Below are 16,260 nucleotides of genomic sequence, written 5' to 3' on the forward strand. Positions count from 1 at the left end.
CGGTACACGAAGTACCCCGCGGCTGAAACCAGGCCGCCGAGAACGCCCACGAGGAGCGCCTTGCCGAGTTCTCCGCTCTCATGGCCGTCGTTTTCGTGGCTCGAACTGGCGTTGGGAGCCGAAGCTCCGTTGTAGCCGTTACCGGTATTAGCGCCCGACCATTGCTGGTCCGAGGGGGTGGAGCGGAAACTATCTGACATGCTGATCCTCCTTCGGTTCTCGCCTGGCTCTTACCCGGTTTAGCGGGGGTTGTTACGCGGCCGGGTCGGTTTTGCGATGAAAACGGACGTGCGTCGGATACTGCGCAGCGATCTGCTCGACCGAGAGTTCGGCGGTCGCTACGATCGCCCGCACCGCCGCGTCGTCGCGCGCCGCTTCCGGCCACACTAGGCGTAGCTCGCCCGAGCTCTGGGAAGCCTCGAGCTGGACGCGAGCGTGGGCTTCGAGGCCGAGCCTGGCGGCTTGGAGGATGGCTGAAACCGCGGCGCAGACGATATCTTCGCCATGCTCGGCGAACCCGGCGTGGCCCGTTGCAAAAACAGAAGACAGCCGGTTACGGCTGTCTCTGCAAAAGGTTACGGCGAGCATACGAGAAGCTGACGCGGCTTACGCCACGCTGATTTTGGTGATCTTGACTTCCGCGAAACGCTGACGGTGGCCGTTCAATTTCCGCACGCGCTTTTTGGGCTTGTAGCGGAAGACGAGAATTTTCTTATCTTTGGCTTGGCGGAGCACGGTGCCGGTCACGCTGATGCCCGAAAGCGTCGGGCTGCCGATTTGAACGTCGGAACCGGTGTTGGCCAAGATGACGTGGTCGAACGTTACATCCGATCCGACTTCGCTCTCGAGGAGGTCGCAACGAATGATATCGCCCTCGGCGACCTTATACTGCTTGCCGCCGGTCTGGATAATCGCGTACATAACCGTGTCACATTACCAGGGAGCCTACTGCGCTGTCAACGCCGCCAGTCGCGCCACGAGGAATCTTACCGAAGCGACCCGTGTCTAAGGCTCCAGCGTGAGCCGCTCGTGGGTTGCGGCCGCGACCGCCTGGGGCGAATATGGCAGCGGCAACAGCCTTCCGGTGATCCAAGCGCTCGCTTCGTCGGTGTAGTGGCCGGAGCCGGGCCAGCCGGACTCGCCCTGCGGAATCGAAATCCCGCCCGCATCCCAGTTGCCGACATCCCAAACGGCACGGAACGATTGTGAGAAGCCTTGGTTTTGCACGTGAATCGTGTAGGGGTCGCCGTCGCCCGGTAGCGTCGAGCCGTTCAGAAAGGTGATGCCCAGCGCCGCCAGGGGATGCTTGACGATGGTTGCACCGGCGGTGCTCCAGGGCTCTCGCACGAGCTTCGGGTGTGCGGCGACGTAGGCGGAGAACCCGTCCACGTGTTGCCTGCGCACGAGGTCGAGCATTCCGCCGGCGAGCCGCGAAAGGAGCGTGACGCGATAGCCGGCGACGACGCTGGCGCCGCGCGACTCCGGGTTGAAATGCCCGTGCCAAAGCGCGAGTTCGTTCAATGCATGCTTCGTTAGCGCGTCGTTGTCGCGCAGCGTGCCGCCGGCGTCCTCGTGGAGTAACGTACGGGCTAGCTCGCTCTCGGGAAGCGAGAGCGTATCCATCTGCATCGAAGCAAAATAGTTGACGTCGTATTTCGGGTGGGCGCGCAGGAGCGTAGCGATGCGATAGGCGCGATACGGCGGTGCGAACTGCGCGCTCAACCGGTAGGGGTATCCGGGGCCGTACATTTGATTGTTCGCGGTCCATACGATCGCCGAGCGCGACGGTGCGACGTGCGGAAGTGCGTCGCGCGGAACGTCCGGATAGTGCTTGGCCAGATCGGCGGCCGGATGGATATATCGCCCCCACGCCGGATCGTCGGGAATTTGGCCCGCCAGAACGTACGCGGCGCGTCCGGTGGTATCGGCGAGTGCGAAGTTTTGCGGAGGACCCGTATAGGCGCGCAATGCTGCGAGCGCGCCGTCGATACTAGCGGCACGCGCGAGTCCTTCGAATGCGCCTAACGGCGAACGCGGCGTAACGTAGGCGTTCCAGCGAACGAGCACGAGACGTTTGCCCAGAACGCGGGCGCCGAACAGCGTTCTGCTGCGATAGTATCGCCGCACGACCGTCGCGCCGAAACGCACTCGGATACGCTCGGTATGCCAGTTGCTCGCGGGCAGATTCGGCGGCGCATCGAAAACCGAGAGCGACTCCACGGTACCGTTGGTCGCACCCCATGCGAGCGCGTCGTTGTGTCCGAGAATCACGCCGGGAACGCCCGCGAGCGTCGCTCCGGCCGCGTGGTAGCCGGGAGCCTGCAAATCGACGAGATACCACACGCCCGGTATTCCCAGACGCAAATGCGGATCGTTGGCGAGCAGGGCGCGACCGGTGAGCGAGTGCGCGGCTCCGGCGGCCCATTCATTGCTGCCGATCGGCGCGCGCGAGGGCGCGAACGCCGCCGCCAGGCTTCGGCTCAGCGTGCAAGCAGAACTCGCGGGCTTGAGCGCCGCCAGCCCTTGCGTGACGGGCGCTTGATAACAGGGGTCGCTCAACGGGTAGATCGCGTCGTATGCCGCAGCCGCCGAATGAGGCGTTGCGCCGTTGTACGCGAGACTGCGGTTGGCGATGTCGTTCCAGGTGTCGGTTAGATCGATGACCGTCGCCATGCCCACGACCAGTGCGTCTTGCGGCCGCCACGGCTTGGGGTGGTAGGCGAGGAGACGAAATTCGGGCGGCGTCGGTTCGTGCTTCATCGCGGCGTTCACCCCGTCGGCGAACGCTTGCAGCATCCTGCGATCGCTTGTGTCGAGCGCATCCCATTGGCGCGCAACCATCGTCCGAACGGGAATGGTGCGCGCGGCTTCATCTGTCGAAAGCAGAGGGCTGCCGAGAATTTCCGCGAGCTCGCCGAGAACGTATCGCCTGGTGAGATCGAGTTGGAAGAGCCGGTCGCTGCCCTCGACGAAACCTTGCGCGAAGAAGAGATCGTGCAGATTCTGCGCGCGGATATGCGGAACGCCGCGGCCGTCGCGCAGGATCCGCACCGGTTCGCGAACGCCCATTCCCGCTATCGTTCCGGATGTTTGCGGCGCGTCGTGCATACCGGCGACCACGTTGCCGGTATACGCCGCGGCCGCGAGAAGCGTAACCGCGACGAGCGCGGCGAGCAGTCGTAACGCGGTCTTCATAGATCGACGACGGCGTCCTCCCCGTCGATCCGAACGGGGAAGGTTGCGACGGGAAGTACCGCCGGAAGCGTGAGCGCCTCACCGCTGCGCACGTCGAACGTTGCGCCGTGGCGCGGGCAGACGATGCAGGCACCGTCGAGTTCTCCTTGGTCGAGCGGCGCGCCGTCGTGCGTGCAGACGTCTTCGATGGCATAGAGCGTTCCGCCGACGTTGCATAGCAAGACGTCGAGCCCGTCCAACTCGGTGCGTTGCGTCGATCCGGCGGGGATTCGGGCGGCTCCCGGTATGCGATGCTCGCTCATGCGCTACTGCCCGACCTTATGACACGGCTGCGACGTGGTGATGTCCGCAATGCCGACCACGTGAAACTTGAAACCGGGGCCGATCGTGACGTTCTTGCCGTTGCGTACCGTATTGACGACGGTGCGGAACAAGCCCGGTATCGGCAAATAACCGGCCGCCTTTTCGGTGATCGTCTCCGCGGGCGCCCACAGCGAGGTCTCCCGCGGGTCCGCCATCACCTGAACGTGCATTCCGCGGTACACGAATTCACGCGGTTCGAGAATCAGCGAGCCGTTGCGGTCGCGGTTGCTCGCAGCGCTCACCTCGCGGACGTAGCCGTACCCGACCGTCCCCGCCGGCAGAAGGTGGCCGTTGACCCGGGCGGTGATCGTCGTTTTGAATCGGAAGCGCTGCCCCGGGTAAGCGGCGCCCGAATCGATGCTGTCGAGCATCGTCACGGGGATCGCAGCCACGCAGACGAGTTTCCAGGCGCGTGCAGGCGGTGTCGCGATGAGGAACGCCACGCAGAGTGCTGTGCAGAACAGGGAGACCCGTTGGATGTTCATGGCAACCTTTCCAGACGGCAAAACGCAAGCACCCGTTCGCGTTTGTGCGAACGGGTGCTTGCAATATCCGAGGGAAAAGATTCGTCCCGGCTCTAGAAGTCTAGCCGACCGAACCCTCCATCTCCATTTTAACTAGGCGATTGAGTTCGACCGCATACTCCATCGGCAGCTCCTTGACGAAGAAGTCGAAGAAGCCGTTGACGATCATGGCCGTCGCATCCGCTTCCGAGAGGCCGCGGCTCATGGCGTAGAAGAGCTGGTCCTCGCCGATTTTCGAGACGCTGGCTTCGTGCTCGACGGTCGAGCGCTGTTCGTGAATCTTCATCGTCGGCTTGGTATCGCTCGCCGACTGATCGTCCATAATGAGGGCGTCGCACTTTACGCGGGTCTTCGCGCCGACCGCGCCGGGGAAAATCTCGACCAAACCGCGGTACGTCGTCTTGCCGCCGTGCGCGCTGACGCTCTTGTTGGTGACGACCGAGGTGGTATTCGGCGCGGCGTGGATCACCTTCGCGCCCGCGTCCTGATGCTGGCCTTCGCCGGCGAACGCCATCGAGAGAATTTCGCCGCGCGCGCCTTCGCCCATCAGGTAGATCGCCGGGTACTTCATGGTCAGCTTGGAGCCGATGTTGCCGTCAACCCATTCGACGGTCGCATTCTTCTGCGCGATCGCGCGTTTGGTGACGAGATTGAAGATGTTCCGATACCAATTTTGGATCGTGGTGTAGCGGATCGAAGCGCCTTCCATGGCGATGAGCTCCACGACCGCGCTGTGTAGCGAGGACGTCGAGAACTTCGGCGCCGTGCATCCCTCGATGTAGTGGACCTTCGCGCCCTTGTCGGCGATGATCAGCGTACGCTCGAACTGGCCCATGTTCTCCGCGTTGATGCGGAAGTAAGCCTGGAGCGGCATCGCGACTTCGACTCCCGGCGGAACGTAGATGAACGAACCGCCCGACCACACGGCCGAGTTGAGCGCGGAGAATTTGTTGTCGGCGATCGGAATGACCGTCGCGAGATACTTCTGAACGATTTCGGGATATTGCTTGACCGCCGTATCCATATCGCAGAAGAAGACGCCTTGCTCTTCCAACTCTTTGGTGACGTTGTGGTAGACGACTTCGGATTCGTACTGTGCGGAGACGCCCGAGAGAAACTTGCGCTCGGCTTCGGGGATGCCTAGGCGGTCGAAGGTGCGCTTGATATCGTCCGGCACATCGTCCCACGACCGCTCGGTGCGATCGGTCGAGCGCACGAAGTAATGGATGTTCGCGAAGTCGATTTCGGAGAGCAGGGCGGTATCGCCCCACGTCGGCATCGGTTTGCTATCGAAGATGTCCAGCGCTTTGAGGCGGAAGTCGCGCATCCACGCGGGCTCGCTCTTCATCTCGCTGATCCGCTCGACGATCTCGCGCGTCAGGCCCTTATCGGACTTGAAGACGTACTTGCTCTCCGAGTCGTGAAACCCGTGGCGGTAGTCCTCGTCGAGCCCCTGCGGGGTCTGAATTTCGGTCGTCATAGCCTCCTGAGCGTATCCCCCTGGGCCCATATAGTCAAGATAGTGAAGTCTCAACTTCAAAAACTCTGGAAGCATCGCCTCTTTACAGGGGGGGGTGCAGGGGGTATGATGGTCGCCGGTCCTCGGATGGGAGGACCACGGTTATAGGGTGGGCGCGCCCTTTACGCGCCATCGCGACGAGTCGCCCGTGCACCGCTAAAAGCGCCGGCAAGAGCTTGTCGATAGGTCGGGGACGTGACTGCACCGCAGACGCCAGCCGACGAAGTCCGGAGGTGGGATTCCCCCGAGGTCCAAGGAGAGCACAGTAATTGAAGGCACTCGGTACGCACATTGTGTGTGAGCTGTCTGGGTGTAGCACCCAGGCACTAACAGATGTGGATGCGGTCCGTGAAATGATGGTTGGGGCCGCGAACGCCTCCCGCGCGACGATTATGGAGGTCGCATTCCATCGGTTCGAACCGCAGGGCGTATCCGGCGTGGTCGTCCTCGCCGAATCGCATATCTCGATCCACACCTGGCCGGAGACCGGCTACGCCGCGATGGATTTTTATACATGCGGCGACCATACCGACCCGTGGCTCGCTTGCGAGTTTGCGGCGAAGGCCTTAAGCGCCACCTCGATGCTGACGACCGAAGTCAAACGCGGGATCGCGCAATCGAGCGGCACCTTTACCCACGTGGTCACGCGCGACCACGAAACGAGTACCCTCTCCGCGTAGTCGGCAACGACTCCCTCGGAATCCCAGAGTCCCATCGCCCCGGCGATGGGATTTTTTGTAGGGAGCAAGCGTTCGGCGTGTAACTCCGGTGTCCAAGGGGACCAAAATATGAGACGTGGGTTATTCCAGCGCTTTGGGATGCTGCTTTTTCTGGGGTCGATCGTGGCCGTCGTCGCAGCCTGCGGCGGTGGCGGCGGTGGTGGCGGCGGTTACACGCCCCCTGGAACGGTGGCCCCTTCGACCGGGCCGAGCCCGCTCGCCACGCCTCAATCCACGGCGACCCTGACCCCAAGCACAACCACCGCGACAACTGCGACGGTCACCGCTTCCAACGCGGTCGCAGCGACGCTCCAGTTCCCCACCCTCGCCGCCGGCAGCGCGTCCGGTTCGATCGGCATTGCGGGGCTCGCAGCCGTGCCTTCCGGCGCCACCCCGCTCTCGCGGCGCGCCAAATCGCAAGTCGTCACGAAGGCGCTTCCGTCGAATTCGACCGTGTGGATGTATGTGGCGGTGACGCCGTCCGTATCGATGACCTTCACGGGCCAGCCGGTGCTGTCGTTTACGGCATCGGGCATCGGGACCGCGGCCGGGCAGTTTTATATCGCGTTCTGCGGCCCCGGATCGAACTGCTCGTGGGTCGAGCCGGCAGCCGGGCCCGGGGTGCTCTCGGGCGCCGGAAATAACACGGTCACGTTCACGCCGGGCACGGGTTCGTATCCGGTGGTCGGCAATCAAGTCTACCAATTCGTCCTGTATTCGACGACGGCGGTCGCGCCGACATCGGCTCCGACCAGCGCTCCGACGCCGGCTCCGACCGCTGCGCCGTCGGGCGCTCCCACCACGTCGCCCACCGGCGCGATCGAAGTGATCGCCGCGCAGGGTAACGTAGTTCGCGGGAGCGCGAGTGCGGGCGTCACCACGGCGATGGTCGCCGCAATCTCGATGGCCGGCGATCAGACGGCGCCGGGCGGCAACGGGACCTTTGCGACCACGAACCTGCGCCTCGGATCGGGAACGTCGGCCCAGCTGGCCGGTCGCCTTTCCATGGTGCGCGCGCCCATCCAAATTACGGCGCGTTCGCCGGTGGAAGTGCATCCGGCCGACGACCGCGCTTTACGAGCGCAGGTCATGCGCGTACCCCATATGGCGCTCGCCGGTGCGCCGGTTGTGCGCCGCGCGACCAGCACGATCCCGGCAAACGCCACGATCGGCAGTACCGCGAATATCTGGACCGCCGTCTTCGCAATCGGCGGCGGCAGCGCCAGCTACCAACAGGTTCCCGCTACGCTCGAAGCCCAGACCGCGCATGGAAATATCTGGATCGATAGTTCGCTGATCAGCGGTTCTAATTCGTCGCCGTCGTTCAATGCTGGAAATGCGACCCAGACCGCCGGAACGATCGCGGCCGATTTTGAGAACGCCTACGTCTCGGATACCACGCATTTCGGTACTCCCCATTACGCATCGACGGCGCCGGGCTTGCAGGTGCAGTATGCGACCTGCAGTGCGACCGGCGTACAGACGGGTAGCAGCGCCGCCCAGTACATCGCGGAGCCTACCGACCAGCGGATCGACGTGATGGTGCTTAATTCCGCAAATCTGGGAAGCGGCGTCGGCGGCTATTTCAGCTCGCTCAATTACTATCCGCAGAGCATCGTCAATTGTTTTGCCGCGAGCAACTCGGCGACGCCGCAGTACTCTAATGAAGCGCCCATGGTGTACGTCGGCTGGTTCCAGTCGGACGGCGCGGCTTACGAATTAGGCGAAGATCTCGTCCGTGGAACGGGCCACGAGTTCCAGCATTTGATCAACTTCGTGAATCATTCGATCCTCGCGAGCGGAGCGAATTCGCCCACCTACGATGGTTCCGAAGATTCGTTCATCAACGAAGGCCTCTCGATGCTGGCTCAGGATCTCGCGGTGAACGCGATGTATCCGAGCGTCCCGTTCGATTCGCTCGATGCGCTCGAACACGCCGCGGCGTATCTCAACGCGCCGCAGAACTTCTCGATCAGCGGATTCATCGGGATCGATAGCGCTCCGTATGGTGACGGTTCGACGGTCGCGTACAACTGCGGCGGCGGCTGTTACGGCGGAGCCTATCTGTTCCAGCGCTACATGCGCGACCGTTTCGGCGGCGATACCTACACGCGCGGAATGGAAAACAGCGGCATCACCGGTTTTGCCAACCTCGTCGCAAACTGTGGCTGCAACGAAACGGCTCCGGGCCTGTTGCAGGACTTCGCCCTCGCGATGAGCGCCGATACGGTCGGGCTCACGGGGCAGAGCGCGCCGTACTCGTTCGGAACCTTGGACATCAGGCACGGGCGCTATCCCTCGCCCCTCTCGCTCTATCAATCGCCCGATCTCACGGGGCTCAATGCCATGGCGCTATTGCCCAACACCGCCGGGACCGCAACGGCGCCGGTAGGAGGCTTCGCCTTCTTCGGGCTCTCCTCGCCGGCAAGCGAGGCTTTCTCGGTGACCGACACCACCCCGACGGCGGGCTTCGGGCTGCTGGGAGGGCTTGCTCAGCACTAGGGGGCGGGAGCGTTCAAGGGAGCAAGGGTTTGCCGGGACGGTGGCAAACTGCGATAAAAGTCATCAAGTAAATTAGATGGAGGTTTCTTTTTCATGAAACTGACCACGCGTATCCTCGCCTTTCCAGTCTTCGCACTGATTGTCGCCGCAGCGGGATGCGGGGGCGGTTCCACGACCTCGACGCCGCCGACCACCAGCCCCACCACGGCGCCGACCACCAGCCCGACGTCGAGCCCAACCTCGTCGCCGACGTCGAGCCCAACTTCATCTCCGACGAGCGCACCCAGCACCGCCCCGGCCCCGACCTGGACGTTTAAAGGTTCGACCGGAACGCTGACCGCAACGTCGGGTCAAGCCGGTACAATAAGCTTGGCAGCCTATCAAGGCATCACGTTCTCCGCTACTTTTGGTGCGGCGAATGCGAACGGCACGATCGCTGTTGGCGATGCGCTCAACAACGGTACCGACGTTACGCCGAACACGCTTCCGGCCGACAACGCGACGTCCGGCGCGGTGCCGATCATCTACGTCTCGTTCTATAACGGCAGCACGACGAGCATCGGATTCGGATCGCAAACCCCGGCCATCACCGTCACCGATACGAGCGGCTTTGGAACGGCGACGGCCTGCGAGCTCGACGTGTATACGAACAACGGCGGCTCTACGACCACCTGGAACGCGGTTGCCGCCGGCGGTACGGTATCCGGCACCACGGCGACGATTCCGTCGGTAGCCCTCTCGGGGGGCATGACCGTCGATTTCCAGTCCGGTCAGCAAATCATCGCGGTTGCCTGCCACTAAGCGAGCGTGACCCCGAGCCGGAAGGGCGATGCGAAAGCGTCGCCCTTCGACTTTAATCGCGAGGTGGGTAGCGGCGGTCAGCCAATCTAGCAGGGTCATGCCCAAGACCGAATACTGGCAATGGTACGTCGAGGAATCGGCCCCGACGGAGCAGCACCACCATGCGATCGACGAAGTCTACTTCGCCGGGCGTTCCGAATTCCAGCAAGTCTCCGTCATTCGCACGCCCGTCTTCGGCAAGATGCTGATTCTCGACGGCGACACGCAGAGTTCGCAGAACGACGAAAAAATTTACCACGAAACGCTCGTGCATCCCGCGATGGCCGCGGCGGCGGATCGCAGCGACGTGCTGATCCTGGGCGGCGGCGAGGGCGCGACGCTACGCGAAGTACTGCGCGATCCGAGCGTGCGCCGCTGCACCATGGTCGACATCGACGGTTTGGTCGTGGACCTCTCCAAGAAATATCTTCCCGAATGGGCTGACGGCGCGTTCGAGGATCCGCGCGCTCGCGTGATCGTCGGCGACGCGCTGGCCTTTATGCGCGAGGATCGCGATACATACGGCGTGGTGATCTCCGATCTCACCGAGCCGCTCGAAGATTCGCCCAGCAACATCTTGTTTAATGAAGACGTTTTCGGGCTCATCAAAGCCCGGTTAGCCGACGGCGGCGTTTACGTGCTTCAGGCCAGCACCGCGGCCTTCCATAATGCCTCCCTGCATTGCAAGATGGCGCGAACGCTACACCGGCACTATCGTTACGTGACGTCGTTTTTCACGCACGTTCCCGCGTTCGATACCGACTGGGCGTTTTTGGTTTGCAGCGATCGCATCGACGTCTCAGCGCTCGATCCGGCGCGTATCGACGCGTATTGCGCCACCCTGCGCGGCGAGAGTTTTTTTTACGACGCTCAGACGCACCGTCGCATTTTCGCGTTACCGCTCTATTTACGGCGGATGCTCGCTGCCGACGGGGAGACGTTCTAAGACATGGACGCGGATTTTGCTTCGGCGCCGCATCGCTGGGAGAAAGAGAAGTCGCACTTCGTCGCGTTGCTCGATCTCAAACTCGAGAGCGTAGAACACGGCAAAGCGGTAATGCGCATGCCGTTTCGGCCCGAAATCGCCAACGGGGCCGGCGCCGTCCACGGTGGTGCGATCGTGAGCCTGTGCGATACGGTCTTTTACGTGGCGCTCGCATCGGTGTACGGGCGCGAACAAGATACGGTCACCGTCGCGCTGCAATGCAACTTTCTGGCTCCCGCCCTGCCTCCGCACGATCTGATCGCCGAGGCCACGGTGCTGCGCTCGGGCCGCCGCATCTGTTACGGCGAGGTGCAGGTGCTTAGCAACGGCCGGCTCGTCGCCCACGCGACGCTGAATTTTCTCAACACCTATCCTGAAGAGCGGACGCCCAAAGGGGCGCTGCACTCAAAAGACGCCGCACCCCTTAAGGAGTCACAACCGTGAACACGGAGAGCCCTGTAAAACGCACCGCCCTATACGACGAACACGTTCGGTTGGGCGCGCGGCTGATACCGTTCGGCGGCTTCGACATGCCGGTGCAGTACGGCGGGATCCTCAAAGAGCACGATGCCGTCCGGCATCGCGCCGGGCTCTTCGACCTCTCTCACATGGGGCAATTTATTCTCGAAGGTGAGAACGTCGCCGCCTGGGCCGAGACGCTGACGATCAATGCGGTCGCGAGCATGAAGCCGCTGCAAGCCCGATATAATATCTTCTGCAATCCGCAAGGCGGCGCGCACGACGATACGATTTTTTATCGCCTCGATGGCCGTTGGCTACTGGTGGTCAATGCGTCGAACGCCGATAAAATGTGGGCGCATCTCAACGCGAATCTCGGCGATAGCGGCGTGAAGCTCACGAATCTCCACGGCCGCAACGCGCTGATCGCGATTCAAGGCCCCAAGGCGGTCGCGATGTTGCAACGGCACGTCGACATCGATCTCTCTGCGGTGAAGTATTATTTCTGCGCGCAGGGTAACGCGTACGGCAAGCCCGCGATTCTCGCGCGAACGGGATACACCGGCGAGGACGGCTTCGAGCTGTTTCTCGAAGGAGCGGATGCCGCCGATATTTGGAGCGCATTGCTCCGCGATCACGCAGATGAGGGCCTTGAGGCGTGCGGTCTCGGCGCGCGCGACGTCCTGCGCCTGGAGGCCGGGATGCCCCTCTACGGCCACGAGCTGACCGAAGAGATCACCCCGGTGCAAGCCGGGCAAACGTGGGCGCTCAAACTCTCCAAGCCGACGTTTGTCGGTAAGGAGGCGCTCGCGGAGCAACTCGAGCGCGACGACTTCTCTCGCATTGTCGGCTTGACGATGGAAGGCCGCGCTCCCGCCCGTGAGGGCTACGCGGTCTTTTTGGGCGACCGAGCCGTTGGCGAAGTACGCAGCGGTTCGCTCGCGCCTGCCGTCGGCAACAAAAACATCGCCACCGCCCTGGTCGCGAAGGAAGCCGCAACCGTCGGCACTTCCTTGACGGTCGAGATTCGTGGCACGCGGCATCAAGCAACGGTCGTTGCAATGCCGTTCTATAAACGTCCCCAGTAACCGCACTTTCTTTAGGAGATACGACGTCGTGGCGCAGCCTGCAGATCTGCTATATAGCAAAGAACACGAATGGGTGAAAATCGATGGCGACGTTGCGACGGTCGGTATTACCGACTACGCGCAGAACTCGCTTGGCGACATCGTCTACGTCGAGTTGCCGAAGGTCGGAAAGAAGATCGACCAGTTCGGAAATATCGGCGTCGTCGAGTCGGTGAAGGCCGTTTCGGATCTCTTTACGCCGATCGGCGGCGAAGTGATCGCAGTCAATGCCGGGCTCGATGCCGATCCGGCCGCGGTCAATCGCGAACCGTACGGCGCCGGCTGGCTCTTTAAGGTCAAAGTCGCCGACCCGTCGCAGAAGAGCAATCTGCTCTCGCCCTCCGACTACGAGGCCATAGCGGTCGATTAATATGTACACACCGCACACCGAACGCGATATTCGCGAGATGCTGGAGGCGATCGGCGTATCGTCGCTGGACGAACTCCTTCGCGTGCCCGCCGACGTCGCCCTCAAGACCGAACTCGATATCGTTCCGGCATTGCCGGAGTACCAACTGGCGCGGCGCTTCGAGCACTTCGCACGTAAGAATACCGGCGCGGACGCGATTTCGTTTTTAGGAGCGGGCGCGTATCGGCACTACGCTCCGCCCGCCATCGCATCGCTGGCCATGCGCGGCGAGTTTCTCACCGCGTATACGCCCTATCAAGCCGAGGTCTCGCAAGGGTATCTGCAGGCGATTTACGAGTGGCAGAGCTACATCTGTCTGCTGACGGGTATGGACATTGCCAACGCGTCCGTTTACGACGGCGCGACGGCTTTGGCCGAAGGCTCGATCATGGCCATCAACGCCAACGGTCGACGCAAGCTCTTGGTCTCGCGCGCGGTCGATCCGAACTATCGTGCGGTGCTCAAGACCTACTGCGACGGCCTCGACGTCGAGATCGACGAGATCCCCGTCCGCGCGGACGGAACGACCGATCTCGACGCACTCGAAGCCGCCGTTGCTAGCCAAACATATGCGGCGGTAGCGCTTCAATCACCGAATTTCTTCGGCGTCGTCGACTGCCTCTCGCCGGCCGCTCGCCAAGCGGTCGAAACGAGCGGCACGGTACCGATCGCCGTGATATCGGAAGCGCTCTCCCTCGCGGCGCTTGCGACGCCTGCATCCTGGGGAGCGCAGATCGTCGTCGGCGAAGCGCAGAGCTTCGGCGTCGCGCTTGCCTACGGCGGGCCCTACGTCGGCTTCATCGCATCGACCGAGGAACACATGCGCCGGATTCCGGGGCGATTGGTCGGAAAGAGCGTCGATAAAGAAGGCCGCCCGGCTTACGTCTTAACGCTGCAAGCGCGCGAACAACACATTCGGCGCGAGCGCGCCACGTCGAACATCTGCACCAATCAAGCGCACTGCGCGCTGATCGCGACGATGTATCTGTCGCTGATGGGCAAGACGGGCTTGCGCGACGTCGCCGCGCTCAATCTCGAGCGCTCCCGCGAAGCCGCCACGGCGGTTTCCTCGATCGACGGGATCGATCTGAAATTCTCGGCGCCGTTCTTCAACGAGTTCGTCATCGACGTCCACCAGGATACGGCACCGATTCTCGCCGCGCTCAAAACGCGCGGCATCTTGGGCGGCGTCGATCTAGGGCGCTTCTACCCGGAATATGCAACCTGCATCGTGATGGCCGCAACGGAGCTGACCACCACTGCAGATATCGCCGCACTCGTGGCGTCGCTTCAAGAGGTCGTACATGTCCACGCTCACGCCCGATAGCACCCAACCGCTCATCTTCGAACTCGGCCAAGAGGGCCGAGCGAACCGCTACGTCGAGACGGGAAAGCCGCTAGAAGCGTTCCTCCCGTCGTCGCTGCTGCGCTCGGAGCTTCCGCTGCCGGACAATAGCGAACTCGACGTGGTGCGCCATTTCACCAAGCTTTCGCAGCGAACGTTCGGTATCGATCTGGGTTTCTATCCGCTCGGATCTTGTACGATGAAATACAACCCGCGTGTGAACGATGCGATGGCCTCGTTGCCGCAGTTCCGGGATCTGCATCCGTACACTCCCGACGACATGGCACAGGGTGCGCTCCAGGTCATGTACGAACTCGAGCGCAACCTCGCATCGCTTTTCGGCATGGCTGCGTTCTCTCTGAATCCTTCGGCCGGTGCGCACGCGGAACTCGCGGCGTTGCTGATAGCTAAGAAGTATTTCAAAGATCGCGGCGAGGTACGGCGGGATAAGGTTATCGTCCCGGACACCGCGCACGGCACCAACCCGGCGTCGGCGGCGATGTGCGGGTTCAAGGTCATCTCGTTGCCGAGCGACGAACGCGGGCGCGTCAGCGTCGAAGAGATCAAAAAAGTGCTCGGCCCCGATACGGCCGTATGCATGATGACCAATCCGAACACACTGGGGCTGTTCGAAGATCATATTCACGAGATTACGGCGGCCGTACACGCGGTCGGCGGCTTGATGTATTACGACGGCGCCAATGCCAACGCGATCATGGGTAACGTGCGTCCGGGTGACATGGGCTTCGATCTCATGCATCTCAACCTGCACAAGACGTTCACGATTCCGCACGGCGGAGGCGGAGCGGGGCACGGCCCGATCGGCGTTGCCGCCCATTTGGTGGACTACCTTCCAACGCCGCTCGTCGTGGCCACGCCTAAATCGAACGGCGAAGCCATGGGCTCGCCGAGCGATCGGCTGACGTTCGCATTGGACTTCGATCGTCCCAAATCGATCGGCCCGATACGTTCTTTCTGGTCGAACTTCGCGCATGCGGTTCGCGCGCTGGCCTACATCTATTCCAACGGTGCGGAGGGCCTCACCAAGGTCTCGCAACTCGCGGTGCTCAACGCCAACTACGTGCGCGTCAAGGTCTCCGAGTTCTTGGAGGCCCCATACCCCGAGATTTGCCGCCACGAGTTCGTCGTCTCAGCTCAGGCATTGAAGAAGGCGACGGGCGTGAAGGCGCTCGATATCGCCAAGGCCTTGCTCGATCACGGCATGATGGCGCCGACGGTCTACTTCCCGCTCCTGGTCCCAGAGTGCCTGATGATCGAGCCGACCGAGACCGAATCCAAGGAGACGCTCGATCACTTCGTCGAGGTGCTCCGCGGGATCGTCCAGACCGCTCAGAGCGACCCGCAGCAGCTCTTCGATGCTCCGGTGACCACGGTCGTCGGCCGAGTCGACGAGACCAGGGCAGCCCGCCAGCCCAATCTGCGCTGGGAACCCCAAAGAGGATAACCCTTCTGGCAGGCTCTTCTTGGGTGTAGAGGCTATAATGGTGGTAATCGGGGGGCGCAACTTGGGCCCCCTTCCACGTCTCTCTTACGGGTTGATCGAATGCGGATCAAGTACGAAGTGTCGGCCGGCGGGCTCGTCCTACGCCCGCGCGAGACGACCTATGATTCATTGCTCATCGGTCGCGGTACTCCGCGCGTTTGGACGCTGCCCAAGGGACATGTGGAAGTGCGCGAATCGAACGAGCAAGCTGCGCTGCGCGAAGTTCGCGAGGAGACCGGTTGCTGGGCCGAATTGCTCACGCGGCTCAACGAGATCTCGTACTGGTTCTACGTGGGAAAGTCGAAGCACAAGAAATCGGTGACCTTCTACCTGATGCGGTACCTCTCGGGCGATACCGCCAACCACGACCATGAGGTTGACGAAGCCCGCTGGTTCGATGTCATGGCGGCCAGGCGCGCCCTCAAATACGTGAACGAGAAGCGTTTGATCGATCTGGGCTTAGAGTATCTCGCCGCGAATCCGGAAGTGTTCCCCGAGGTCCCGATCCTGGCGCGAACGGCAGAGCAGAAGACCTCTTGAGCGACGTGGCAACGAAGGATGTCCTTGCGGCGGAACTTCCGCCTGACGAGGGCCGGGCGCAGCATGCCGGCGAGCAGGCCGACGAGCGCGCGTGCCGGGTCCAACTCGACGTCTTCGACGGCCCGCTCGATTTGTTATTGAGCCTGATCAAAGAGCAGCAACTCGATATCGCCACCGTGCCGCTCGCGAGCGTCGCCTCGCAGTACCTGTCGTACGTGCGGTTGATGGA

18 protein-coding genes are annotated in these 16,260 nt (G+C 62.4%); 11 read left to right on the forward strand and 7 right to left on the reverse strand.

The genetic code is table 11. The features are described 5' to 3' along the window. From VMW12_05695 to sufB, 7 genes are all read right to left on the reverse strand, one after another. On the reverse strand, nucleotides 1–200 hold a 200-nt coding region (locus VMW12_05695), incomplete at its 3' end, for a hypothetical protein (GenBank protein HUZ49220.1). Between the two features lie 52 nt (nucleotides 201–252). Beyond that, complete coding sequence (locus VMW12_05700) at nucleotides 253–588, reverse strand: ribosomal-processing cysteine protease Prp (GenBank protein HUZ49221.1); 336 nt, start codon at nucleotides 586–588, stop codon at nucleotides 253–255. 18 nt (nucleotides 589–606) lie between these two features. Further along, nucleotides 607–921 carry a 50S ribosomal protein L21 gene (gene rplU / locus VMW12_05705; GenBank protein HUZ49222.1) on the reverse strand — a complete coding sequence of 105 codons (315 nt, stop codon included), beginning with the start codon at nucleotides 919–921 and terminating at the stop codon, nucleotides 607–609. Nucleotides 922–1,005: 84 nt separating this feature from the next. Then, nucleotides 1,006–3,195: a penicillin acylase family protein gene (locus tag VMW12_05710; protein HUZ49223.1), complete on the reverse strand. Its 2,190-nt coding sequence runs from the start codon at nucleotides 3,193–3,195 to the stop codon at nucleotides 1,006–1,008. After that, a complete protein-coding gene (locus VMW12_05715; protein HUZ49224.1) occupies nucleotides 3,192–3,497 on the reverse strand; it encodes a non-heme iron oxygenase ferredoxin subunit in 306 nt (101 codons plus the stop codon). Before VMW12_05715 ends, VMW12_05710 begins: the two co-directional genes overlap by 4 nt. Nucleotides 3,498–3,500: 3 nt before the next feature. Next, the gene (locus VMW12_05720) at nucleotides 3,501–4,043 is read right to left on the reverse strand and encodes a hypothetical protein (GenBank protein ID HUZ49225.1); all 543 of its coding nucleotides are present in this window, start codon (nucleotides 4,041–4,043) and stop codon (nucleotides 3,501–3,503) included. 100 nt (nucleotides 4,044–4,143) lie between these two features. Next, nucleotides 4,144–5,562: a Fe-S cluster assembly protein SufB gene (gene sufB, locus VMW12_05725; protein HUZ49226.1), complete on the reverse strand. Its 1,419-nt coding sequence runs from the start codon at nucleotides 5,560–5,562 to the stop codon at nucleotides 4,144–4,146. 308 nt (nucleotides 5,563–5,870) lie between these two features. Between sufB and speD the strand changes: the two genes are divergently transcribed. From speD to VMW12_05780, 11 genes are all read left to right on the forward strand, one after another. Beyond that, a complete protein-coding gene (gene speD, locus VMW12_05730) occupies nucleotides 5,871–6,281 on the forward strand; it encodes an adenosylmethionine decarboxylase (protein ID HUZ49227.1) in 411 nt (136 codons plus the stop codon). A 108-nt stretch (nucleotides 6,282–6,389) separates the two neighbouring features. Beyond that, nucleotides 6,390–8,822, forward strand: a complete 2,433-nt coding sequence (locus tag VMW12_05735) for a hypothetical protein (protein ID HUZ49228.1) — start codon at nucleotides 6,390–6,392, stop codon at nucleotides 8,820–8,822. Nucleotides 8,823–8,915: 93 nt separating this feature from the next. Beyond that, entirely contained in the window at nucleotides 8,916–9,623 is a 708-nt protein-coding gene (locus tag VMW12_05740) for a hypothetical protein (protein HUZ49229.1), read from the forward strand. Nucleotides 9,624–9,720: 97 nt separating this feature from the next. Then, nucleotides 9,721–10,608, forward strand: a complete 888-nt coding sequence (locus VMW12_05745) for a spermidine synthase (protein ID HUZ49230.1) — start codon at nucleotides 9,721–9,723, stop codon at nucleotides 10,606–10,608. Between the two features lie 3 nt (nucleotides 10,609–10,611). After that, the gene (locus VMW12_05750) at nucleotides 10,612–11,091 is read left to right on the forward strand and encodes a PaaI family thioesterase (GenBank protein HUZ49231.1); all 480 of its coding nucleotides are present in this window, start codon (nucleotides 10,612–10,614) and stop codon (nucleotides 11,089–11,091) included. After that, complete coding sequence (gene gcvT / locus VMW12_05755) at nucleotides 11,088–12,194, forward strand: glycine cleavage system aminomethyltransferase GcvT (GenBank protein ID HUZ49232.1); 1,107 nt, start codon at nucleotides 11,088–11,090, stop codon at nucleotides 12,192–12,194. The genes VMW12_05750 and gcvT overlap by 4 nt, the downstream gene beginning before the upstream one ends. A gap of 28 nt (nucleotides 12,195–12,222) precedes the next feature. Further along, nucleotides 12,223–12,603, forward strand: a complete 381-nt coding sequence (gcvH, locus tag VMW12_05760) for a glycine cleavage system protein GcvH (GenBank protein HUZ49233.1) — start codon at nucleotides 12,223–12,225, stop codon at nucleotides 12,601–12,603. A 1-nt stretch (nucleotide 12,604) separates the two neighbouring features. Further along, entirely contained in the window at nucleotides 12,605–13,969 is a 1,365-nt protein-coding gene (gene gcvPA / locus VMW12_05765; GenBank protein ID HUZ49234.1) for an aminomethyl-transferring glycine dehydrogenase subunit GcvPA, read from the forward strand. Further along, on the forward strand, nucleotides 13,947–15,452 hold the full coding sequence (gene gcvPB, locus VMW12_05770) for an aminomethyl-transferring glycine dehydrogenase subunit GcvPB (protein ID HUZ49235.1): 1,506 nt from the start codon (nucleotides 13,947–13,949) through the stop codon (nucleotides 15,450–15,452). The genes gcvPA and gcvPB overlap by 23 nt, the downstream gene beginning before the upstream one ends. A gap of 99 nt (nucleotides 15,453–15,551) precedes the next feature. Next, entirely contained in the window at nucleotides 15,552–16,031 is a 480-nt protein-coding gene (locus VMW12_05775; GenBank protein ID HUZ49236.1) for an NUDIX hydrolase, read from the forward strand. Nucleotides 16,032–16,036: 5 nt separating this feature from the next. Then, nucleotides 16,037–16,260: hypothetical protein (locus tag VMW12_05780; GenBank protein ID HUZ49237.1), on the forward strand; the 224-nt coding region annotated here is incomplete at its 3' end.

Source organism: Candidatus Dormiibacterota bacterium, assembly GCA_035532835.1.
In the GTDB taxonomy this organism is placed as follows: Bacteria; Vulcanimicrobiota; Vulcanimicrobiia; order Vulcanimicrobiales; family Vulcanimicrobiaceae; genus DAHUXY01.

What these genes read in the sequence shown, in the direction of transcription:
- gcvPA (HUZ49234.1), top strand. Translation starts at nt 12,605, where the DNA reads ATGTACACACCGCACACCGAACGCGATATTCGCGAGATGCTGGAGGCG.
- gcvPB (HUZ49235.1), top strand. Translation starts at nt 13,947, where the DNA reads ATGTCCACGCTCACGCCCGATAGCACCCAACCGCTCATCTTCGAACTC.
- VMW12_05740 (HUZ49229.1), top strand. Translation starts at nt 8,916, where the DNA reads ATGAAACTGACCACGCGTATCCTCGCCTTTCCAGTCTTCGCACTGATT.
- VMW12_05745 (HUZ49230.1), top strand. Translation starts at nt 9,721, where the DNA reads ATGCCCAAGACCGAATACTGGCAATGGTACGTCGAGGAATCGGCCCCG.
- VMW12_05715 (HUZ49224.1), bottom strand. Translation starts at nt 3,497, where the DNA reads ATGAGCGAGCATCGCATACCGGGAGCCGCCCGAATCCCCGCCGGATCG.
- VMW12_05710 (HUZ49223.1), bottom strand. Translation starts at nt 3,195, where the DNA reads ATGAAGACCGCGTTACGACTGCTCGCCGCGCTCGTCGCGGTTACGCTT.
- VMW12_05700 (HUZ49221.1), bottom strand. Translation starts at nt 588, where the DNA reads ATGCTCGCCGTAACCTTTTGCAGAGACAGCCGTAACCGGCTGTCTTCT.
- VMW12_05720 (HUZ49225.1), bottom strand. Translation starts at nt 4,043, where the DNA reads ATGAACATCCAACGGGTCTCCCTGTTCTGCACAGCACTCTGCGTGGCG.
- VMW12_05775 (HUZ49236.1), top strand. Translation starts at nt 15,552, where the DNA reads ATGCGGATCAAGTACGAAGTGTCGGCCGGCGGGCTCGTCCTACGCCCG.
- VMW12_05735 (HUZ49228.1), top strand. Translation starts at nt 6,390, where the DNA reads ATGAGACGTGGGTTATTCCAGCGCTTTGGGATGCTGCTTTTTCTGGGG.
- sufB (HUZ49226.1), bottom strand. Translation starts at nt 5,562, where the DNA reads ATGACGACCGAAATTCAGACCCCGCAGGGGCTCGACGAGGACTACCGC.
- VMW12_05750 (HUZ49231.1), top strand. Translation starts at nt 10,612, where the DNA reads ATGGACGCGGATTTTGCTTCGGCGCCGCATCGCTGGGAGAAAGAGAAG.
- rplU (HUZ49222.1), bottom strand. Translation starts at nt 921, where the DNA reads ATGTACGCGATTATCCAGACCGGCGGCAAGCAGTATAAGGTCGCCGAG.